The organism is Pseudomonas sp. JQ36 (assembly GCF_053851495.1).
Genome location: NZ_CM132642.1, coordinates 5,355,980 through 5,378,340 on the forward strand (window position 1 = coordinate 5,355,980; position 22,361 = coordinate 5,378,340).

Annotated in this window: 16 protein-coding genes; 11 read left to right on the plus strand and 5 right to left on the minus strand. The window is 60.7% G+C overall.

Annotated elements, in window-relative coordinates; translation table 11 throughout:
* Positions 1–78: 78 nt before the first annotated feature.
* From msrA to aceE, 5 genes are all read right to left on the minus strand, one after another.
* Positions 79–744, minus strand: coding sequence for a peptide-methionine (S)-S-oxide reductase MsrA (gene msrA, locus ACS4NR_RS24205; RefSeq protein ID WP_456018521.1), 666 nt, complete (start codon positions 742–744; stop codon positions 79–81).
* Positions 745–949: 205 nt separating this feature from the next.
* Entirely contained in the window at positions 950–3,646 is a 2,697-nt protein-coding gene (locus tag ACS4NR_RS24210; protein ID WP_095138069.1) for a putative bifunctional diguanylate cyclase/phosphodiesterase, read from the minus strand.
* A 253-nt stretch (positions 3,647–3,899) separates the two neighbouring features.
* A complete protein-coding gene (locus ACS4NR_RS24215; RefSeq protein ID WP_456018522.1) occupies positions 3,900–5,297 on the minus strand; it encodes an alkaline phosphatase D family protein in 1,398 nt (465 codons plus the stop codon).
* 279 nt (positions 5,298–5,576) lie between these two features.
* Positions 5,577–7,541, minus strand: a complete 1,965-nt coding sequence (gene aceF, locus ACS4NR_RS24220; RefSeq protein ID WP_456018523.1) for a dihydrolipoyllysine-residue acetyltransferase — start codon at positions 7,539–7,541, stop codon at positions 5,577–5,579.
* An 11-nt stretch (positions 7,542–7,552) separates the two neighbouring features.
* Positions 7,553–10,198, minus strand: a complete 2,646-nt coding sequence (aceE, locus tag ACS4NR_RS24225; RefSeq protein ID WP_003220999.1) for a pyruvate dehydrogenase (acetyl-transferring), homodimeric type — start codon at positions 10,196–10,198, stop codon at positions 7,553–7,555.
* 262 nt (positions 10,199–10,460) lie between these two features.
* Here aceE and ACS4NR_RS24230 point away from each other — a divergent pair, with 262 nt between their 5' ends.
* The 11 genes from ACS4NR_RS24230 to ACS4NR_RS24280 all read left to right on the plus strand — a co-directional run bounded on the left by ACS4NR_RS24230 (position 10,461) and on the right by ACS4NR_RS24280 (position 22,219).
* Entirely contained in the window at positions 10,461–10,586 is a 126-nt protein-coding gene (locus tag ACS4NR_RS24230; RefSeq protein WP_256198919.1) for a hypothetical protein, read from the plus strand.
* A complete protein-coding gene (gene glnE / locus ACS4NR_RS24235) occupies positions 10,583–13,522 on the plus strand; it encodes a bifunctional [glutamate--ammonia ligase]-adenylyl-L-tyrosine phosphorylase/[glutamate--ammonia-ligase] adenylyltransferase (protein ID WP_456018524.1) in 2,940 nt (979 codons plus the stop codon). Before ACS4NR_RS24230 ends, glnE begins: the two co-directional genes overlap by 4 nt.
* A 327-nt stretch (positions 13,523–13,849) precedes the next feature.
* The gene (gene waaF / locus ACS4NR_RS24240) at positions 13,850–14,884 is read left to right on the plus strand and encodes a lipopolysaccharide heptosyltransferase II (protein ID WP_047290935.1); all 1,035 of its coding nucleotides are present in this window, start codon (positions 13,850–13,852) and stop codon (positions 14,882–14,884) included.
* 1 nt (position 14,885) lies between these two features.
* A complete protein-coding gene (gene waaC, locus ACS4NR_RS24245) occupies positions 14,886–15,947 on the plus strand; it encodes a lipopolysaccharide heptosyltransferase I (RefSeq protein WP_027611365.1) in 1,062 nt (353 codons plus the stop codon).
* Positions 15,947–17,068 carry a glycosyltransferase family 4 protein gene (locus ACS4NR_RS24250; RefSeq protein ID WP_007967344.1) on the plus strand — a complete coding sequence of 374 codons (1,122 nt, stop codon included), beginning with the start codon at positions 15,947–15,949 and terminating at the stop codon, positions 17,066–17,068. The genes waaC and ACS4NR_RS24250 overlap by 1 nt, the downstream gene beginning before the upstream one ends.
* Positions 17,069–17,875 (plus strand): lipopolysaccharide core heptose(I) kinase RfaP, encoded by an 807-nt coding sequence (rfaP, locus tag ACS4NR_RS24255; RefSeq protein WP_456018525.1) that lies wholly within the window; start codon positions 17,069–17,071, stop codon positions 17,873–17,875. It begins immediately after the preceding gene.
* Positions 17,875–18,609, plus strand: coding sequence for a lipopolysaccharide kinase InaA family protein (locus ACS4NR_RS24260; RefSeq protein ID WP_097087069.1), 735 nt, complete (start codon positions 17,875–17,877; stop codon positions 18,607–18,609). Before rfaP ends, ACS4NR_RS24260 begins: the two co-directional genes overlap by 1 nt.
* Complete coding sequence (locus ACS4NR_RS24265; RefSeq protein WP_456018526.1) at positions 18,606–19,358, plus strand: lipopolysaccharide kinase InaA family protein; 753 nt, start codon at positions 18,606–18,608, stop codon at positions 19,356–19,358. Before ACS4NR_RS24260 ends, ACS4NR_RS24265 begins: the two co-directional genes overlap by 4 nt.
* Positions 19,358–20,809 (plus strand): lipopolysaccharide kinase InaA family protein, encoded by a 1,452-nt coding sequence (locus ACS4NR_RS24270; protein ID WP_456018527.1) that lies wholly within the window; start codon positions 19,358–19,360, stop codon positions 20,807–20,809. Before ACS4NR_RS24265 ends, ACS4NR_RS24270 begins: the two co-directional genes overlap by 1 nt.
* 213 nt (positions 20,810–21,022) lie before the next feature.
* A complete protein-coding gene (locus tag ACS4NR_RS24275; RefSeq protein ID WP_456018528.1) occupies positions 21,023–21,358 on the plus strand; it encodes a YceK/YidQ family lipoprotein in 336 nt (111 codons plus the stop codon).
* Between the two features lie 6 nt (positions 21,359–21,364).
* The gene (locus tag ACS4NR_RS24280) at positions 21,365–22,219 is read left to right on the plus strand and encodes a DUF3800 domain-containing protein (RefSeq protein WP_456018529.1); all 855 of its coding nucleotides are present in this window, start codon (positions 21,365–21,367) and stop codon (positions 22,217–22,219) included.
* The last annotated feature ends 142 nt before the right edge of the window (positions 22,220–22,361 follow it).

The following is a 22,361-nucleotide window of genomic DNA, read 5'->3' on the forward strand; positions in this document are numbered from 1 at the left end:
GCTCCCACAGGGTTCGCGCAGATTCTGGAATCGCGCACGACCTTGTGAGAGCGGGCTTGCCCGCGATGCTTTTAGGACTTAGTTACCCGCCAGGCTCGGTGGCATGCACACGCCGGTGCCGCCAATCCCGCAATAACCTTCAGGATTTTTCGCCAGGTATTGCTGGTGATAAGCCTCGGCGAAGTACACGGTCGGCGCCAGCTCGATCTCGGTGCTGATTTCGCCCAGACCCGCCTTCGACAGTTCAGCCTGATACACCTCTTTGCTCTTCAGCGCCGCGTCGAGGTGCTCCAGGCTGGTCGCGTAGATCACCGAACGGTACTGGGTGCCGATGTCGTTGCCCTGACGCATGCCCTGGGTCGGGTTATGCAGTTCCCAGAACATCGCCAGCAGCTCTTCGTAGCTGACTTTGGCCTTGTCATACACCACCAGCACTACTTCAGCGTGGCCGGTCAGGCCCGAGCAGACTTCTTCGTAGGTCGGGTTCGGCGTGTAGCCGCCGGCGTAGCCGACCACCGTGCTGACCACGCCTTCGCGCTGCCAGAAACGGCGTTCCGCACCCCAGAAGCAACCCAAGCCGAAGATCGCAAAGTCGACGTCCTGGAAAAACGGGCCGAGCAGCGGAGTTTCTTCGAAGACGAAATGCTTTTCAGGCAGGGTCATCGCAGTTTCGCGGCCGGGCAGAGCTTGATCTTTGGTCGGTAGCACGTTTTTGTTCACCAGAATTTCCGAGCGTAGAACCATGATCGTTCCTCTCAGTCAGGATGGGATGTAAAAAGTCAGACCGCCAGTGTGCCGAATGATGCCGGATTTCGCACTATTCAGATGTGGGAGCGGGCTTGCTCGCGAAAGCGGTGTGTCAGTCGATATCAACATTGCCTGACAAACCGCATTCGCGAGCAAGCCCGCTCCCACAAGGGGAATTCATCGACAGGGATATCTGTGGGGGCTAGAGGCAGAGCGGGCCGCGCGGGTAGCGCTTGAGCGCCTGGATCAGCTCGGCGCCGGGGATTGGCCGGTCGAACAGGTAGCCCTGGCCGACGTCGCAGCGGTGGCGACGCAGGAACGCCAGTTGCTCGGCGGTCTCGATGCCTTCGGCCACGACTTTGAGTTTCAGGTTGTGGGCCATGGCGATCACCGCGGAGGTGATTTCCATGTCGTCCTGGTTGTCGGGGATTTCGTGGATGAAGCTGCGATCGATCTTGATGATGTCGATCGGGAATTTCTTCAGGTAGCTGAGTGACGAGTAACCGGTACCGAAGTCGTCCATGGCCAGGGTCAGGCCCAGGCGCTTGAGCTGGTCGAGCTGCAAGTGGGTGTCTTCGGTGGCTTCCAGCAGCAGGCCTTCGGTCAGCTCCAGTTCGAGCAGATTGGCCGGCAGCGCTTCTTCCTTGAGGATATTGGCGATCGAGGCGACCAGATCCGGATCAGAGAACTGCTTCGGCGAGAGGTTGATCGCCACTTGCAGGTTGCCCATGCCCGCCGCGGTCAGCGCCTTGCTCATGCGGCAGGCCTGACGCGCGATCCACTTGCCGATCGGGATGATCAGGCCGGTCTCTTCGGCAACGCTGATGAACTGGTCCGGGCGAATCATGCCGCGCTCCGGGTGGTTCCAGCGCAGCAGCGCTTCCATGCCCAGCAGGCGACCGCTGCGCAGGCACAGCTTGGGCTGGTAGAACACGTCCAGCTCGTTCTGGGTCAGGGCGCGGCGCAGGTTGTTCTCGACGAACAGCTTGTAGCTGGCCTCGGCATTCAGTGCTTCGGTGAACACCTGGACCTGGTGTTTACCGTTGGCCTTGGCCTTGTGCAGCGCGAGGCCGGCGTTGCGCATCAGGGTCTGCGGATCGCGGCCATGCAGCGGCGCACAGGCCAGGCCCACGGAGCCGGTGACGCTGATCAACTGGTTGTCGACGAACATCGGTTTGTCGAGGGTCGCCAGCAGTTGATTGGCAATCTGTTGGCCGGTGGCGAGGTCGGTGTCGTCGAGCAGCACCGCAAACTCGTTACTGGCGAAGCGCGCAAGGCTGCCACTCGGGCTGAGGCTGTTGCGCAGGCGCCGGGCGAGGCTGATCAACAGTTTGTCGCCGGTCTGGTGACCGAGGCTGTCGTTGATCCGCTTGAAGTTGTCGATGTCCACCAGCAGCAGGCTGATCGGCGTATCGCTATCGCGGGCGAAGCGCTCGTCCAGATTGCGGATAAACGCCGGGCGGTTGCCGAGGTTGGTCAGGTTGTCGGTGTACGCCAGGCGTTCGATGCGCTGCTGCGCCAGTTTGGTCTGGGTGATGTCTTCGTAGATGCCGATGTAGTGCGTCAGCTCACGGTTGTCGCCGTACACCTTGGAGATCGACAACTGGCCCCAGTACGGTTCGAGGTTCTTGCGCCGGCTCTTGAATTCGCCCTGCCAGCTGTTGCTTTTGGCCAGCGCCGAGGGCGCGTCGAACAGCAGCTCGCTGAGGTTCTCCAGCGCCGGCAGTTCCGACAGGCGCTGGCCGTGAACTTCCTCGGTGGAGTACTGGGTGATCGCGGTGAAGCTGGGGTTGACGTACTCGACCACGCCGTCGCAATTGACCAGCAGAAAGGCGTTGGCGCTTTGCTCGACCGCGCGCTGGAACAGGTGCAGGGCGCTGGTGGCGGTGCGGCGGTTGTGGTTGTTGATGACCTGAGCGAACTGGTCGGCCAGCTCACCGGCAAAGGCGATTTCATCGGACTGCCAGGCGCGAGTGACCCCAGTCTGCTCCAGACAGAGCACGCCGACCACCTGGCCGTCGACCCGGATGCTGGCGTCGAGCATCGCGTTGACGTCGCGCGGGCGCAGGGCTTCGGCCATCTCGCGGGTGCGCGGGTCGCGCATCGCATTATGCGCGTCGATGGCGCGGCTGCCGTGCAGCGCCTCCATGTAGTCGGGGAATCCGCTGATGTCGATCACCTCCGGCAGGATGTATTCCTGCGTGGCGCGGTGATACGCGGAAATCGGCACCAGCAGATTGCCTTCGAGGTTCCACAGGCTAGCGCAGTCGATTTCATAGATATCGCAGGCGCAGCGGGTGATCAGTTCGGCGGCTTCCTGCAGCGAGTTGTGGCTGCTGTAGCGCTGGCGGGCGAGCAGCAGAATCAGATCCTGCTGGGCGCGTACGCGATCGAGGTGCTGCAGTTGTTCCTGCTGGGCGCGCTGGTTGAGTTCGAGGGCGATCTGCAGGCGCGAGTTCTGGGTTTCGAGGTCGACCGAGGGCAACGCTGGTGCCTCGTCGAACACATTATCGACCGCCAGCAGATAACCGCGCAGCAAGTGTCGATTGTGCTGCTTATAGGCTTCGCCGAGTTCGAGGATGCTCAAGTCGCCAGCGGCGGTGTGCAGGGTGTAGCGCACCAGATAATGCGGGCTGTTGCACAGTTGTTGCTGAATATTGTCGTGCAGTTGATAACGCGCTTCGGGCTCCATCAGGCTGGCGTAGGGCGAGCCGACCAGAGCACACAGTTCAACGGCCGGCTGGCCGAACTGGCGTTCGCAATTGGGATCGAGAAACAGCATCGCCCAACTGGCTTCATTCAAGCGCTCGAAACGCAGCATGCCGAGCCGCGAGGGCACAGGCAACTGCGTCACTACCTCGGCCGCCATACGGCTGGCGGCATCGGGTTGGCTCTTCATGAAGGAACTCGCTTGGAAATATGCTGAACGCGCCGGGCTCTCGCCCTCTTTACTGTTGCCTGCGGCAAGGTTGCATCATTGCGGCACCGACTGACAAGAGAGATGAAGGCCAAGTGCTATAAGAATGTGTCGGCCGCATAGCGCATTTCTCCAGCCCCTCTTGGAAAAGAGCAAAAGATCGCAGCCTGCGGCAGCTCCTGCAGGCGATGCATACCAATGTAGGAGCTGCCGAAGGCTGCGATCTTTCAGGATCTCAACGTAATTTCAGGCTGATCGATTGCAGTTTCTTGCCATCCCGATCATGGTAACTGATCAAAATCTGATCAGTCTCGACCACCACATGCGCGAAGTTGTCTTCGCTGACCACTGCGCAGGTCAACTCATGTTGATAGTCGCCCGCTGCAGTGCGCACCAGTGGCTGATCAAGAATGAACGTCGACGCCTTGGCATAGGGCAACAGTTTGCTGTTACACAACGGCGAGGAGACGATGGTGTGGACTTCGAAGTCCGGGTCTTCGCTGTGGGTCAGGCGCGAGGTCAGCGAGCCGTGCACGTCGCCCGAGACGAATACGACATTCCTGATCTGTCGGGTGCGAATGGTTTCCAGCAGGCGCAGGCGCTGCTCCGGGAAGGCTTTCCAGGCATCATCGCCGTGCAGTTTGCGATCCGGATAGAACATCACGCTGGTGACCACGAATTTGACTCGTGCCTTGCTGGTGCTCAGCCAGGCGACCAGGGCCTGTTCCTGCTCGCTGTCCAGGATGCGTCGATCATCAGCAGCCAGGTTGCGCCGAGTCCGGCTATCAGTGACAAACCATTCAATATCACCATCGCTGAACTGATACCAGTAACGCGCCAGTTTCGAGTGATCGATCTCGCCATCAACTGTTAGTTCATGCGCCGGACTATGACTGGCTTGATACAACTCATACGCCGCCATTGCGTTGCGGTATAACTCATGATCGGACTTGCTGGCGTTCGCCGGCCAGTTGTCTTCAATTTCGTGATCGTCGAGGATCATGTAAGTCGAAGTGCCGGACATCAGCTGCTGAATATTCGATTGTGAGAACGCCGTGCGATATTTTTCGAGGATGTCCTTGTATTCGCGATCCGGGGCAATCAGGTTGAGGTCGTCGACATAGATCTGGTCTCCGGTCATCAGGGTGGCGCTGATCGGCGGCTCGGCGCCTTCAATCAACTGATTGATCGAGGCGAATATGCGGTCGCCAAATTGGGGCAGGGAAGCAATGCCGGCGGTCATGCGCAAGTAGCGACAGGAGCCGATGATGTAAGCGCGTGGCTGCGCGGCGTCGCTGGCGCGGGTGCGAAAACGGTAGATCTCGCGCGGCCATTGCAAAGGCAATTCGGCGATGCTCTCGACGGTATGCGCAGGGCTCATGGGGCTGAACCAGCCCGCCTGATATTCGTACTCGCAATGGCTCTCCAGGTCATTCAATGAAAAGACCTGGCAAAAATCGCGCAATGCACTTAAACGGGAAAAAAGGCTATTTGACCATTGTTTGCTGTCGCGCTTTCGATAACGCAGGCCGGCAAATACGCCGGCATTGTTTTGCGAGTCGCCGCGCATGAAGATGCGTGCGTGATTAGTTGTTGTATGGCCAATAATCGGGCCGACAGTTGGTTTTAACATGTTCGAATCCATTCGAATTGATACTTGAATAACGGTCAGTGTTTAGCAAGTTATTCGTTTAACTTGTGCCGCCAAGGTTAGTTGTCGGCGGATAAAAAATATCGGCGCGAAGTGGACTGGACTCGTGGCTTAAGTAGACCGAAGTTGTAGGAATAAAAGCGTTGTAACTTTTCTTCGGGCAAAAAAAGCCCCGTCAAACTGACGGGGTTGAGGTACGAGCGTGTGGCGCTCGAAAACGTGGAACGCAATCGGCCCTCCGTTGCCGGAGGGCCGAACGCTTTACAGCAGGATGGTGCGGATGTCGCCCAGCAGGCTGCCCAGACGCTGGGTGAAGCGTGCAGCAGCAGCGCCGTTGATCACGCGGTGATCGTAGGACAGCGACAGTGGCAGCATCAGTTTCGGCTGGAAGGCTTTGCCGTCCCAGACTGGCTGGATGGTTGCCTTGGAAACACCGAGGATCGCCACTTCCGGCGCGTTGACGATCGGCGTGAAGCCGGTGCCGCCAATGTGGCCGAGGCTGGAAATGGTGAAGCAGGCGCCTTGCATCTCGTCCGAAGAGAGCTTCTTGGTACGGGCTTTTTCAGCCAGCGAAGCAGCTTCTGCGGCCAGTTGCAGCAGGCTCTTCTGGTCGACGTTCTTGATGACCGGTACCAGCAGGCCATCCGGGGTGTCGACCGCGAAACCGATGTTGACGTACTTCTTGCGAATGATCGCCTTGCCGCTTGGCGCCAGCGAACTGTTGAAGTCCGGCAGTTCCTTGAGCAGGTGCGCGCAGGTCTTGAGCAGCAACGGCAGGATGGTCAGCTTGACGCCGGCCTTCTCCGCGACGGCTTTCTGCGCAACACGGAAGGCTTCCAGCTCGGTGATGTCCGCCGAGTCGAATTGCGTCACGTGCGGCACGTTCAGCCAGCTGCGGTGCAGGTTGGCAGCGCCGACCTGCATCAGGCGGGTCATCGGCACTTCTTCGATTTCACCGAAGCGGCTGAAGTCCACGACCGGAATCGGCGGGATGCCCGCGCCACCGGTTGCGCCAGCGGCAGCGGCCGGTGCTTCCTTGGCCTTCTGCATCATGGCTTTGACGTAAACCTGCACGTCTTCTTTCAGAATGCGACCGTGCGGACCGCTGGCGCCAACGGCGCTCAGTTCGACGCCGAACTCGCGGGCCAGTTGACGCACGGCAGGGCCGGCGTGAACCTTCGCGCCTGGCTTGGCCGGAGCAGCAACCGGAGCGGCAGCAGCAGGTGCAGCGGCAGCCGGAGCAGCAGCGGCTGGCGCCGGAGCGCCAGGAGCAGCGGCGGCAGCTGGAGCCGGGGCAGCAGCAGGGGCCGCGCCTTTGACTTTCAGCTTGAGGATCAGGTCGCCGGTACCGACTTCGTCGTCCAGCTTGATCGAAACGCTTTCCACCACGCCAGCGGCAGGCGATGGGATTTCCATGCTTGCCTTGTCGGATTCCAGAGTGATCAGCGACTGGTCGGCTTCAACGCTGTCACCAGCCTTGACCAGGACTTCGATGATCTTGGCCTTGCCGGCCGAACCGATGTCCGGAACGTGGATGTCCTGAACGCTGTCAGCCACTGGAGCAGCCGGGGCTGCCGCAGGAGCAGGCGCAGCGGCAGCGGCCGGCGCAGCAGCCTGAGCCGGAGCGGCCGCAGCCGGGGCCGCAGCACCCGCCACTTCCAGATCCAGAATCAGGTCGCCAGTGCCGACTTCGTCGTTGAGCTTGACGCTGATGGCCTTGACCACGCCCGCGGCAGGCGACGGGATTTCCATGCTCGCCTTGTCGGATTCCAGGGTGATCAGCGATTGATCAGCCTCGACGGTGTCGCCGACCTTGACCTGGATCTCGATGATCTGCGCCTTGCCCGACGAGCCGATGTCCGGCACGTGCACTTGCTGCACCGAAGCGGCAGCAGGGGCAGCGGCTGGCGCGGCAGCAGCAGGAGCGGCAGCCGGTTTGGCTTCAGCTTTTGCAGCCGGTGCAGCAGCAGGTGCAGGGGCCGCTTGCGCGGCGCCCTCGACTTCCAGCTCAAGCAGTTCGTCGCCTTCTTTCAGGCGGTCGCCCAGCTTCACTTTCAGGCTCTTGATGACGCCGGCTTTCGGGGCCGGCACTTCCATGCTGGCCTTGTCCGATTCCAGGGTCAGGATGCTCTGGTCGGCTTCGATACGGTCGCCGACCTTCACAAACAGTTCAATTACTTCACCTTCACCGCTGCCGATGTCAGGTACGCGAATGAGTTCGCTCACAAAATGTCTCCTCAGCAGTCCAGTGGGTTGCGTTTTTCCGGGTCGATGCCGAACTTGACGATGGCCTCGGCCACGACTTTAGGTTCGATATCACCACGGTCAGCCAGTGCTTCCAGGGCTGCCAACACCACGAAATGACGGTCGACTTCGAAGAAATGACGCAGTTTCTTGCGGCTGTCGCTGCGGCCGAAACCGTCGGTGCCCAGGACTTTGAATTCCTTGGACGGTACCCACTGACGGATCTGCTCGGCGAACAGCTTCATGTAGTCGGTAGAGGCAATCACCGGACCCTTACGGCCGCTCAGGCACTCTTCAACGTAGCTCTGCTTAGGCTTCTGGCCAGGCTTCAGGCGGTTGCTGCGCTCTACGGCCAGGCCGTCGCGACGCAGTTCGTTGAAGCTGGTGACGCTCCATACGTCAGCGCCGATGTTGAACTCTTCACGCAGGATCTTCGCCGCTTCACGCACTTCACGCAGGATGGTGCCGGAGCCCATCAGCTGTACGTGATGCGCTGCATCGCGGGTGTCTTCTTCGAGCAGGTACATGCCTTTCTTGATGCCTTCTTCGGCACCGGCCGGCATGGCTGGCTGCTGGTACGACTCGTTCATCACGGTGATGTAGTAGAAGATGTCCTGTTGCTCTTCGGTCATCTTCTTCATGCCGTCCTGAATGATCACCGCCAGCTCGTAGCCGTAGGTTGGATCGTAGGTGCGGCAGTTCGGGATGGTCGCGGCCAGCAGGTGGCTGTGACCGTCTTCGTGCTGCAGGCCTTCACCGTTCAGGGTGGTACGGCCGGCGGTGCCGCCGATCAGGAAACCACGGGTACGGCTGTCGCCAGCGGCCCAGGCCAGGTCACCGATACGCTGGAAGCCGAACATCGAGTAGAAGATGTAGAACGGCAGCATCGGCTGGTTGTGACTGGAGTACGAAGTACCGGCAGCGATGAAGGAACTCATGGCGCCTGCTTCGTTGATGCCTTCTTCAAGGATCTGACCTTTCTGGTCTTCCTTGTAGAACATCACCTGGTCTTTATCGACTGGCTCGTAGAGCTGGCCGACGGAGGAGTAGATGCCCAGCTGACGGAACATGCCTTCCATACCGAAGGTACGGGCTTCGTCCGGGATGATCGGCACGATGCGCGGGCCGATTTCCTTGTCCTTGACCAGTTGCGCGAGGATCCGCACGAAGGCCATGGTGGTGGAAATTTCACGGTCGCCCGAACCATCGAGGATGGCTTTCAGGGTGTCCAGGTCCGGGGTCGGTACGCTGAAGCTCTGCGCGCGGCGCTGAGGTACGAAACCGCCCAGTGCGGCACGGCGCTCGCTCAGGTAGCGGGCTTCGGCGCTGTTTGGCTCTGGCTTGAAGAACGGCAGGTTCTCCAGCTCTTCGTCCTTGACCGGGATGTCGAAGCGGTCACGGAACAACTTCAGGCTGTCGACGTCGACTTTCTTGGTGTTGTGCGCAGTGTTTTTCGCTTCGCCGGCACCGGTGCCATAACCCTTGATGGTCTTGGCGAGGATGACGGTAGGTTGTTCTTTGTGGTTGACCGCTTCGTGGTACGCCGCATAGACCTTGTACGGGTCGTGGCCACCACGGTTGAGTTTCCAGATCTCGTCGTCGGACAGATCGGCAACCATCGCCTTGAGTTCAGGCGTGTTGAAGAAGTGCTCGCGAACGAACGCGCCGTCTTTGGCTTTGTAGTTCTGGTACTCGCCGTCGATGACTTCGTCCATGCGACGTTGCAGGATGCCGTCGACGTCCTTGGCCAGCAGTGGGTCCCAGAAACGGCCCCAGATGACTTTGGTCACGTTCCACTGTGCACCGCGGAACACGCCTTCGAGTTCCTGGATGATCTTGCCGTTACCGCGAACCGGGCCGTCGAGGCGCTGCAGGTTGCAGTTGATGACGAAGATCAGGTTGTCCAGCTTCTCGCGGCCGGCCAGGGAGATCGCGCCCAGGGATTCCGGCTCGTCGCACTCGCCGTCGCCCAGGAAGCACCAGACTTTCTGTTTGCCCGGCTGGATGAAACCGCGGTGTTCCAGGTACTTCATGAAGCGTGCCTGGTAGATCGCCTGGATCGGACCCAGACCCATGGATACGGTCGGGAACTGCCAGAAGTCAGGCATCAGCCAAGGGTGCGGGTAGGACGACAGGCCCTGGCCGTCGACTTCCTGGCGGAAGTTGTTCATCTGGTCTTCGGTGATGCGGCCTTCCATGAATGCACGGGCGTAAACGCCTGGCGAGGTGTGGCCCTGGAAGTAGATCAGGTCGCCGCCGTGTTCGTCGGTCGGGGCCTGGAAGAAGTAGTTGAAGCCGATGTCATACAGGGTCGCGCTGGAAGCGAAGCTGGAGATGTGACCACCCAGGTCAGAATCTTTCAGGTTCGTACGCATTACCATGGCCATCGCGTTCCAGCGCACCAGCGAGCGAATGCGGCGTTCCATGAACAGGTCGCCAGGCATGCGTGCTTCGTGGGTTACCGGGATGGTGTTGCGGTAAGGCGTGGTGATGGCGTAAGGGAGCTGCGAACCGCTGCGGGTCGCCAGTTCACCCATACGGGTCATCAGATAGTGAGCACGGTCTTCGCCTTCTTTGTCGAGAACCGATTCCAGGGCGTCCAGCCATTCCTGGGTTTCGACGGGATCGAGGTCTTGCATGGCTTGCTCCAGGGCGGAAAGGCTTCCAGAATCGGTTGCCTGAGTTTGCGACTGGCCTTGTGGGCAGACGATTTAAAATTCTTGGATTGCCGACAGGTTGTTCCGGCGGCGTGTAGTTTTACTACAAATCTTTGAGCATTTCAGCCTTTCGCCTGTATAGACGAGTAGTAAAACTACAGAGGAAAGGCTTGTGGCCTCCGACTGCGTTGTGAGAATAATCGTTAAGGTTGGTCGATTACCATCCGAAAAAGGTGAAAGTTTGATGCTGGATGCCAAAGAAGAAGAAATTTCAGCTATTTCTAACTTTTGTTCGACAGTCCTTCGCGTAGCGGGTTTTCATCAAACACTACAAGCGGCCATTTACACGCCGATCAAGGATAGACCATGACCCTGCCCGTGCTCGCTGAACTCCCCGCCATTCTCTTGCCGTTGGTCACTCGATCCGAGCAGTCGTTCCGTACGGCGGTCGCCGCGCTGGAAGACGATCACGGCTTCTCCACCTGGACACCGGAACGCTGGGCGCAATTCGCCCGCGTCAGTGCCGCCAGCGATTTTGTCATTGAACAGAGCGTTCGTGACCCTTTGATGTTGCTGTCGCTGGTGCAGTCCGGCGAACTCGACCGGCCGTTCGCGCCGGGTGAATTGTGCGCGCAGATTGCCGCCGCCGTGAACACGGCGCAAAGCGAAGACGAACTCGGGCGTGTCCTGCGCCGCCAGCGCGCACGGCATCAAGTGCGGATCATCTGGCGTGACCTCAACCGCCAGGCCGATCTGGTGCAGACCTGCCGCGACCTTTCCGACATGGCCGACGCCACCATCGACCAAGCTTACCTATGGCTGTACAGCCGCCATTGCCAGCAGTTCGGCACACCGACCGGCCGGCGCAGCGGTCTGCCGCAGCAGATGGTTATCCTCGGCATGGGCAAGCTCGGCGCGGTCGAGTTGAACCTGTCGTCGGACATCGACCTGATCTTCGCCTACCCCGAGGGCGGCGAAACCGTCGGTGTGAAGCGCGCGCTGGATAATCAGGAATTCTTCATTCGTCTCGGTCAGCGCCTGATCAAGGCCCTCGACCCGATGACGGTCGACGGCTTCGTGTTCCGCGTCGACATGCGCCTGCGTCCGTACGGTTCATCCGGCGCGCTGGTGCTGAGCTTCAATGCGCTGGAACAGTATTACCAGGATCAGGGCCGCGACTGGGAACGCTACGCGATGATCAAGGCGCGGGTGGTGGCCGGCGATCAAACCGCTGGTGCGCAGTTGCTCGATATGCTGCGCCCGTTCGTCTATCGGCGTTATCTGGACTTCTCGGCGATCGAAGCGCTGCGCACCATGAAGCAGTTGATCCAGCAGGAAGTGCGGCGCAAGGGCATGGCCGACAACATCAAGCTCGGCTCCGGCGGTATCCGCGAGGTCGAGTTCATTGCCCAGGCTTTTCAGTTGATTCACGGCGGGCGCGACCTCAGCCTGCAACAGCGTCCTCTATTAAAGGTGCTGAGCACGCTGGAAGGGCAGGGCTACCTGCCGCCGGCGGTGATCAGCGAGCTGCGCGAAGGTTATGAATTCCTGCGTTACACCGAACACGCGATCCAGGCGATTGCCGACCGCCAGACCCAGATGTTGCCGGACGGCGCTCAGGATCAGGCGCGCATTGCGTTCATGCTCGGCTTCGCCGATTGGCAGGCCTTCCATGAAAAGCTGATGTTCTGGCGCGGCCGGGTGGCCTGGCACTTCGCGCAGGTGATCGCCGATCCCGATGAAGAAGAGGGCGCCGACTGCGAAGTGGTGGTGGGCGGTGAGTGGTTGCCGCTGTGGGAAGAAGAGCAGGACGAAGAGGCTGCTTGCCGGCAACTGGAAGAAGGCGGATTCAAGGACGCGACCAAAGCGCTGAAAGCGCTGGCCGGTTTGCGCGGCAGCCCGCAGTTACGCGCGATGCAACGGCTGGGTCGCGAGCGTCTTGATGCGTTTATTCCGCGCCTGCTGGCCCAGGCGGTGGAGCATGACAACCCGGATCTGGTGCTGGAGCGGGTGCTGCCGCTGGTCGAAGCGGTCGCCCGACGTTCGGCTTATTTGGTCCTGCTGACAGAAAATCCCGGCGCCCTGCGGCGCTTGCTGACGCTGTGCGCGGCCAGTCCGTGGATCGCCGAGCAGATCACCCGCTTCCCGTTGCTGCTCGACGAGTTGCTCAACGAAGGCCGGCTGTTCAAGCCGCCACTGGCCCCGGAGCTCGCCGCCGAATTGCGCGAGCGCCTGACGCGGATCCCCGAAGATGACCTCGAACAGCAGATGGAAGCCCTGCGTCACTTCAAGCTGGCGCACCGCTTGCGCGTCGCCGCTTCGGAAATCGCCGGCAGTCTGCCGTTGATGAAAGTCAGTGATTACCTGACCTGGCTCGCCGAAGCGATTCTCGAACAAGTGCTGGCGCTGGCCTGGCGCCAGACGGTGGCCAAGTACGGCACGCCGCTGCGCACTGACGGCAGTTTGTGCGATCCCGGCTTCATCATCGTCGGTTATGGCAAAGTCGGCGGGCTGGAACTGGGGCATGGTTCGGATCTGGACCTGGTGTTCATCCATGACGGCGATCCGCAGGCGGAAACCGACGGGCCGAAGCCGATCGATGGCGCGCAGTTCTTTACCCGGCTGGGGCAGCGGATCATTCACTTGCTGACGGCGCAGACCAACTCCGGCCAGCTGTATGAAGTGGACATGCGTTTGCGGCCGTCCGGCGCGTCGGGGCTGTTGGTCAGCTCGCTCGGGGCTTTTGAGCGCTATCAGGAAAATGAAGCTTGGACCTGGGAACATCAGGCGCTAGTGCGGGCGCGGGTGCTGGTCGGCAGTCAGGATGTCGGCCAGGCCTTCGAGACAGTCCGCGCGCAGGTTTTGGGCAAGGCGCGGGATCTGGCGAAGCTGCAACAGGAAGTCAGCGAGATGCGCGCCAAGATGCGCGATAACCTCGGCAGCAAGAGCACGGCGGCCGGTACCGCGGCAAATGCCTTCGAGGCCACGGCGCCGTTCGACCTCAAGCAGGACGCCGGAGGTATCGTCGATATTGAATTTATGGTGCAATACGCGGCCCTGGCGTGGTCGCACAGCCACCCGCCATTGCTGCGCTGGACCGATAACATACGCATTCTGGAAGAGCTGGAGCACGAACGGCTGATGCCTGCCGAAGATGCCAGCCTGTTGCGTGAGGCCTATAAAGCCTACCGCTCCGCCGCCCACCGGCAGGCCTTGCAGAAGGACGCCGGGGTGATTGCAGGCGACCAGTTTGTCGAGGAGCGCCGGCAGGTATTGCGGATCTGGCGTGAGTTGGGGCTAAGCTGAGGCCAGATATTTGAAGCACCGAGTTCCTTGTGGGAGCGGGCTTGCTCGCGAAAGCGCAGTGTCAGTCACCATCGATGCAGGATGTGACGGCCCCTTCGCGAGCAAGCCCGTTCCCACATTGGATCTGCGTTGATTGCAGATTAAGGGCCGGATGCAAAACCCTGTGGGAGCGAGCCTGCTCGCGATAGCGGAGTATCAGACGACAATAATGTTGGATGTGAAGACCCTTTCGCGAGCAAGCGCGCTTCCACAGCAGATCTACAGTGTTTGTAGAATTCTCGAGGCGGGGAGGCGTAAATGCCTCCCCGGTTCGTTTATGGAAACCACATGAATATTCTGATCGTTGGGCCCAGTTGGGTCGGTGACATGGTGATGGCGCAGACACTGTTCCAGTGTCTCAAGCAGCGCCACCCGCAATGCGAAATCGACGTGCTGGCCCCCGAGTGGAGCCGGCCGATCCTTGAGCGCATGCCCGAAGTGCGCAAGGCTTTGAGCTTTCCGCTCGGCCATGGCGCACTGGAATTGGCCACTCGCCGGCGGATCGGCAAGTCCCTGGCCGGTCAATACGATCAGGCGATCCTGCTGCCGAACTCGTTGAAGTCGGCGCTGGTGCCGTTTTTCGCCGGCATCAAACAACGCACCGGCTGGCGTGGCGAATTCCGCTACGGCCTGCTCAATGACGTGCGCACGCTGGATAAAGAACGTTATCCGCTGATGATCGAACGCTTCATGGCCCTGGCTTACGAGCCGAACGCCGAGCTGCCGAAACCTTATCCGCGTCCGAGCCTGCAAATCGATCCGGTGACCCGCGAAGCGGCGCTGGCCAAGTTCGGCCTGACCCTCGACCGCCCGGTGTTGGCCCTGTGCCCCGGCGCCGAGTTCGGCGAATCCAAGCGCTGGCCGTCCGAGCACTACGCCAAGGTCGCCGAAGCGCGGATTCGCGAAGGCTGGCAGGTGTGGCTGTTCGGCTCGAAAAACGACCACGCGGTGGGCGAAGACATTCGCGCACGACTGATTCCCGGCCTGCGTGAAGAATCGGTCAACCTCAGCGGCGGTACCTCGCTGGCCGAGGCCATCGACCTGCTGTCGTGCGCCGATTCGGTGGTGTCCAACGACTCCGGCCTGATGCACGTCGCGGCGGCGCTGAACCGTCCGTTGGTGGCGGTCTATGGCTCGACGTCGCCGGGGTTCACTCCGCCGTTGGCCGAGCACGTCGAAATCGTTCGGCTGGGTCTGGATTGCAGCCCGTGCTTCGACCGTACCTGCCGTTTCGGCCATTACAACTGCCTGCGCCAGCTGATGCCGGATGCGGTCAACGATGCCTTGCAGAAACTGCAGGGCTCCGTGGTCGAGGTTCATTAAGTTGCGGGTATTGCTGATCAAGACTTCATCGCTGGGCGACGTGATTCATGCGTTGCCGGCGCTGACCGACGCGGCCCGGGCCATTCCCGGGATCAAGTTCGACTGGGTGGTGGAAGAAGGCTTCGCCGAGATCCCGACCTGGCACCCGGCCGTCGGCAAGGTGATTCCGGTGGCGATCCGTCGCTGGCGCAAGAACCTCTGGCAGACGATCAAGAGCGGCGAGTGGAAGCGCTTTAAGCAAAGCGTGCGCGCCAGCCAATACGACCTGGTGATAGACGCTCAGGGCCTGCTGAAAAGCGCCTGGCTGACGCGCTACGTCAAAGCCCCGGTGGCCGGCCTCGACAAAGGCTCGGCGCGTGAGCCGATCGCTGCGCGATTCTATGACCGCAAACTGGCGGTGGCCCGTGGGCAGCATGCGGTCGAACGGGTGCGTCAGCTGTTTGCCATCGCCCTCGGCTATGACCTGCCCAAAGGGTTGGGCGACTACGGCCTCAACGTCGAGCGTCTGGTCGAATTACCGCGCAAGAGCGCCTTCGTGGTGTTCCTGCACGGCACCACGTGGGACACCAAGCACTGGCCGGAAGCCTACTGGCGCGAGCTGACCGAGCGCGTCGGCTATCTGGGCGTCGGGGTAAAACTGCCGTGGGGCAACCCGCTGGAGAAGGCCCGTGCCGAACGCATTGCCGCTGGTTTCAAACACGCCGAAGTGTTGCCGAAGCTGAATCTGGCCGGGGTCGGCAAAGTGCTGGCCGGCGCCCAGGCTTGCGTCGCGGTGGACACCGGTCTCGGTCACCTTGCAGCCGCGCTGGATGTGCCGACGATTTCGCTGTTCGGCCCGACCAACCCGGGCCTGACCGGCGCCTACGGCAAGGTGCAGATTCACATGGCCAGTGATTTCCCCTGCGCCCCTTGCCTGCAAAAGAAATGTACGTATCAACCGACCGCGCAGGATGCCCGTCAGTTTGACCTGAAACGCGAGCAGCCGCTGTGCTTCACGCGTGTGAATCCCGAGCGTGTCGCCAGCCGACTGAGCACGTTGTTAATGGCTGAGGAGCTGCGCTGATGCAATTGGCTTTTGTCCTGTACAAATATTTCCCGTTCGGTGGCTTGCAGCGCGACTTCATGCGCATCGCCCTCGAATGCCAGAAGCGCGGCCACCAGATCCGCGTCTACACCCTTATTTGGGAAGGCGATGTGCCGCCCGGTTTCGAAGTGCTGGTGGCGCCGGTCAAGGCGTTCTTCAACCACCGTCGCAACGAGAAACTCACGGCGTGGATGGAAGCGGACCTGGCCAAACGTCCGGTGGACCGCTTGATCGGCTTCAACAAGATGCCGGGGCTGGACGTCTACTACGCCGCCGACGGCTGCTTCGAAGACAAGGCGCAGAACCTGCGTCACTCGCTGTACCGCCGTTGGGGCCGCTACCGGCACTTCGCCGAATACGAGCGCGCGGTGTTCGCCAAAGATGCGAAAACCGAAGTGTTGATGATTTCCGAAGTGCAGCAGCCGCTGTTCATCAAGCACTACGACACGCCGCTGGAGCGCTTCCACCTGCTGCCGCCGGGCATCGCCCAGGATCGTCGCCGGCCGGCGGATGCCGACGAGATTCGCGCCGGTTTCCGCGCCGAATTCAACCTCAAGGACGACGAACTGCTGCTGGTGCAGATCGGCTCCGGGTTCAAGACCAAGGGCGTCGATCGCAGCCTCAAGGCGCTGGCCGCATTGCCCGCCGAGCTGAAGAAACGCACCCGGCTGTTTGTAATCGGCCAGGATGACCCCAAATTGTTCCAGATGCAGAGCGCCACTTTGGGCCTGGGCGACAACGTGACGTTCCTCAAGGGCCGCAGCGATATTCCGCGGTTCCTGCTCGGCGCCGACCTGTTGATCCACCCGGCGTACAACGAAAACACCGGTACGGTGCTGCTCGAAGCGCTGGTCGCCGGTTTGCCGGTGCTGGTCAGCGCGGTCTGCGGTTACGCCCATTACATTGCCGAGGCGGACGCCGGGCGAGTGCTGGACGAACCGTTCGATCAGGCGCAACTGACGCAATACCTGACTGACATGTTGAATGACGACGCTGCACGCGCGGCCTGGAGCCGCAATGGTCTGGCCTTCGCCGAGACGGCCGACCTCTACAGCATGCCGCAGCACGCGGCCGATGTGATTCTGGCGGAGCACGCTTAAATGAAGTTGATGCTGGCTGAACCGTTCAAAAGCCTTTGGGCCGGACGCGACCCGTTCGCCGAAGTCGAAGGCTTGCAGGGCGAGGTCTACCGCGAGCTGGAAGCTCGACGCACGCTGCGCACGGAAGTCGACGGCAACGGCTTTTTCGTCAAGATCCACCGGGGCATCGGCTGGGGCGAGATCTTCAAGAACCTGCTGACCGCCAAGCTGCCGGTGCTCGGCGCGGGTCAGGAGTGGAAGGCGATCCAGCGTCTGCAGGAAGTCGGCGTGCCGACCATGACCGCCGTGGCTTACGGCGAGAAGGGCAGCAACCCGGCCGATCAGCATTCGTTCATCGTCACCGAAGAGCTGGCGCCGACCATCAGCCTCGAAGATTTCAGCATCGATTGGGTCAAGCAGCCGCCTGCGCCTGCGCTCAAGCGCGCGCTGATCGCTGAAGTGGCACGCATGACCGGCATGATGCACCGCGCCGGGGTCAACCACCGCGACTGCTACATCTGCCACTTTCTGCTGCACACCGACAAGCCGATCACCCCGGACGATTTCAAGCTCTCGGTAATCGACCTGCACCGCGCCCAGACCCGCCCAAGAATTACTCAACGCTGGCGCAACAAGGATCTGGCCGCGCTGTATTTCTCGGCGCTGGACATCGGCCTGACCCGACGCGACAAGCTGCGTTTTCTCAAGGGCTATTTCCAGCAACCGCTGCGACAGATCCTGGCGGAAGAAGCGCCGCTGCTGAGCTGGCTCGAAGGCAAGGCCAACAAGCTATATGCGCGCAAACAGCGTTACGGGGATGCGCTCTGATGGCGGGTTGGACGCTTGAACCGCAATACAGCGAACTGGCCGAAGATTTCGGCAGTCTGGAAGCGGTGTTTGCCCTGCAGGGCGAGCGCCTGACCCGTGATCCGCTGTCCGAAGTCATCCGCGTGCAGCGCAACGGCGTGAATTACTACGTCAAACGCTACGTCGGCGCCGGTAAAGGCTTGCGCCGTTACCTGGGCAAGCCGCGGGTGAAGATGGAGTGGCAGAACCTCAAGCGCTTCGCCAAGTGGGGCATTCCCACCGCCGAAGTGGTGGCCTGGGGCCTGGAGCGACGTGGCGCGGCCTATGCCCGTGGCGCGATGATCACCCGCGAGCTGCCGCGCACCGAAGACCTCTCGGCGCTGGCCGAACGCAACGATCCGAAACTCAAGGATCGCCTGTGGGTTGATGGCATCAGCCGTCAACTGGCCGGCTACACCCGAACCATGCACGATCACCGCTTTACCCATAACGATCTGAAGTGGCGCAATTTGTTGATCGACGATCAGGCGCAGCTGTTTCTGATCGACTGCCCGAATGGCGATTTCTGGCGCGGCTTCTGGCTCAAGTACCGGATCACCAAGGATCTGGCCTGTCTCGACAAGGTGGCCAAGTATCACCTGTCGAACACCCAGCGCCTGCGCTTTTACCTGCAATACCGCGGACGTGATCGGCTGAATGCCGCCGACAAGAAACGGATTCGCCACGTGGTGAGATTTTTCGAGGGACGCGAATGACTGATTTCCTGGCCGCTGAAGACCGGGAGTTGCTTGAGCGCCATGGCCTCGGCACTTTCGACGCGCTCTGGGCCAAACAGCTCGAAGCCGTGGACGAACCGAACACCGATGGCGGTGGCTGGAGCAGCGTGTTTCGCCTGGAGCTGGAAGGGCAGGCCTACTACCTCAAGCGCCAGAGCAACTACCTGACCCGCACCCTGCACGCGCCGTTCGGCGAGCCGAGTTTCGCCCGCGAGTTTCGCAATATCAGCCGCTACAACAAGTTGGGGATCCCGGCGCTGCAAGCGGCGTTCTTCGGTGAGCGCAAGGTCAAGGGCGATGTCCAGGCGATCCTGCTGACCCGCGCCCTCGACGGCTGGGATGATCTCGACTCGTTGCTTCAGCGCTGGTCCGAGCTGACCGCCGAGCAGCAATCGGCCATTCTCAAGGCCTGTGGACAACTGGCGCGCCAGCTGCACGGCGTGCGTCAGGTGCACGGCTGCTTTTATCCGAAACACATCTTTTTGCAGGCTGACGGCGAGCGCTATCGGGCACAGCTGATCGACCTGGAAAAGACCCGGCCCCTGCTGTTCGGCATGCGCGACCGGGTCAAGGATCTGGAACCGCTGCTGCGGCGCGCGCCGGAATGGAGCGAGGCGCAATTGCGCGAGTTGCTCGCGGCCTATCTCGATCAGCCAGTCGACAGTTCGCTGGTCGACAGTTGGGTGACGCGCCTGACCGCACGTCGCAGTCGCAAGGAGACCCGTTGATGCGCTTGTCCGAACTGAAAAACGCCGGGCGCGCGCCGAGTCTGCCGCTGACGATTTCGCTTGCCGATGCGGCAGGCCCAGCGGACCTGCAACTGCTGAGCCTGCTGCGGGTGTTGCCGGGGCAGCGCTATGTCGGTGCCGGGGTCTGGCGCGGGCGGCCGGTGCTGGCCAAATTGCTGGTGGGCAGCAAGGCTGCGCGGCATTTTCAGCGCGAGCTGGCGGGCGTCAAGCTGCTCGCGGAACAAGGTCTGACCACACCGTTGCTGTTGGCCGATGGCTTGCAGGACGGCGAGGGCGGCTGGCTGCTGTTCGAATTCCTCGAAAACGCCGAAAGCCTCGGTGAGGCCTGGCAGAAAGTCGAATCGCTGCCAGTGCTGGCGGACGAGCAATCGGCGGTACTCGCCGAGGCGCTGGGCGCTATCGGTCAACTGCATGGCAAAGGCCTGTGGCAGGAAGATCTGCACCTGGACAACCTGCTGCGTCAGGGCGGTCAGCTGTACCTGATCGATGGCGCCGGGATCTGCGCCGAGACCGCTGGCCAGCCGTTGTCACGGCAGAAAGTGCTGGAAAACCTCGGTGTGTTTTTCGCCCAGTTGCCCAAGTCTCTTGAGCCGTTCACCGAAGAATTGCTGGTGTATTACCTGCTGAGCAACAGCGAGCACGCGTTGCCGCTGGAAGCCTTGCAGAAGCAGATCGCCAAGGTACGCGCCTGGCGGCTGAAGGATTACCTGATCAAGGTGGGCCGCGAGTGCACGTTGTTCAGTGTGCAGCGCGGTGCGTTCGGTCTGTGGGCGATCCGTCGCGAGGAAGAAGCGGCGATGCTCCCGGTGCTGGATCGGGCCGATGCGCTGCTCGATCAGGGCCATCTGTACAAGACTGGCGGCGCGGCGAGCGTCGGCAAGGTCGAGGTGGCCGGGCGCTCGCTGGTGATCAAGCGCTACAACATCAAAGGCTTCGCGCACTGGCTCAAGCGTTTCTGGCGTCCGAGCCGCGCGTGGCACTCTTGGCGTGAAGGTAATCGTCTGGCATTCCTTGGCATCGCCACGCCGAAACCGCTGGCGGTGCTGGAAAAGCGCTTTTTATGGCTGCGCAGCCGTGCTTATCTGGTGACCGAGTTCCTGCCGGGGCCGGACATCATCGAGCGCTTTGCGCCGTATGTGGAAAGCGGTGCGGCGCCGGAATCCGAGTTGCAGGCGCTGGATCGACTGTTCGCACGGTTGATTGCCGAGCGCATCAGCCATGGCGACTTCAAGGGGCATAATCTGTTCTGGCAGGAAGATCGCTGGGCACTGATCGATCTGGATTCGATGTGTCAGCACAGCTCTGTCGGAAGTTTCGCAGCGGCCTATGCGCGGGATCGGGCGCGGTTCATGCGCAACTGGCCCGAGAGCAGCGCGCTGTATCAGGTGATCGATCAGCGATTGCCCAAGGACATCTCCAGCGCGGCCTGAGCCGCCTTCGCCAGCAGGCTGGCTCCCACATGGGAATGCATTCCCTTGTAGGAGTGAGCCTGCTCGCGATAGAGCTTTTTAGGCCCAAAAATCTCCCGTTGAGCAATAGCGGACAAACTGCACTGACTTGTCCTACAGCTTCTCCAGAAGCCATGAACTGTGCCCGCTCCAGCCCCGATGCTAGCTTGCCCTGACCACTTCGGAGGGCAAGACTTGACCATCAAAAACGTCGTAACACTCAGCACCTGCGCATGGCTTTTATCCGGCTGCGGCACCGCCGCCTCGGTGTTGCAAATGGACGCTGACGTCGCCCGCGACATGCGCAGACAGAAAACCTACTGCCAATCGATTCCACGGATCTACAGCGGTCTGGCGTTCGACTTCTGTGTACTCAATGCCCCGCCTGACCCGACGGGCGTGCTGTTGCCATTCGTGCTGCTGGATCTACCGTTGTCCGGTGTTCTGGATACGGTGGTTTTGCCGTACACGATTTATCAACAGGTCATGGATGGCAACATCAGCATCTATTGGCGAATGGATCGCGGGTAGCTTGCTTTGCAGTTTTCTCTGTTTGAAAACCAGAGCGAGTCGCAGGCGATTGTCGAGGCGACAGCACTTTTGTATCCATCCGGGAAATACAGCGACTTCGTCATCTATGTTGATGAAAGCGGCGATCACGGGATGCAGAAGCTGGACCCCTATTACCCGATATTCGTGCTCGCTTTTTGCGTCTTTCACAAAAGGCATTACTGCGAAAAGGTCATTCCGGCCGTCCAGAAATTCAAGTTCAACCATATGGGGCACGATCTGATCGGGCTGCACGAGCTCGAGATTCGAAAAGAAAAAGGCGCATTCTCCAGCCTGTTCACTTCAAGAGCGCACAAGCATGCCTTTCTCGACGAATTGACCGGCATTATCGAGGCCATCAATTTTGTCCTGATCAGTTGCGTTATCGACAAGTCCTTGCTGCGCGAAAAGCAGGCATCTGCGGACAACCCCTACCACTTGGCTCTCGGCTTCTGTCTGGAAACGCTGCATGAGTTTTTGCAGGAAAAGCATCAACATAAAGTGTTAACGCATGTGATTTTCGAGCGGCGAGGCAAGCGGGAGGATAACGAGCTTGAGCTGGAGTTTCGCAGGGTTTGTGGCGGGTCTAACCGATTGGGGGTTCAACTGCCGTTTGACATCGTCTTCGCCACAAAACAAGTCAATTCCACCGGATTGCAGCTGGCTGATCTTGTTGCAAGGCCGATCGGCATGAGTGTTTTGAGGGCTGGTCAGGAAAATCGCGCGTTTGATGTGCTCAGGCGCAAGTTCTATTGCAGCGGTGGGCGGAATAAAGTTGGGAAAGGTTTCGAGAATTGGGGGTTGAAGGTTTTCCCTCCCCCAGAAAGCGAAAAGCCCCGGTGATCTCACCGAGGCATTAGCGCCGACCGGGATCCCCCAGCCCATTTGCACGGAAGTCTATGTTGAGAGGCTCGGGAGTGTCAACGCAAAGGCCGGCCAGTTCCGCTAGAGGCTTGTCGGCGCTTTTACGCTATAATCCCGCCCT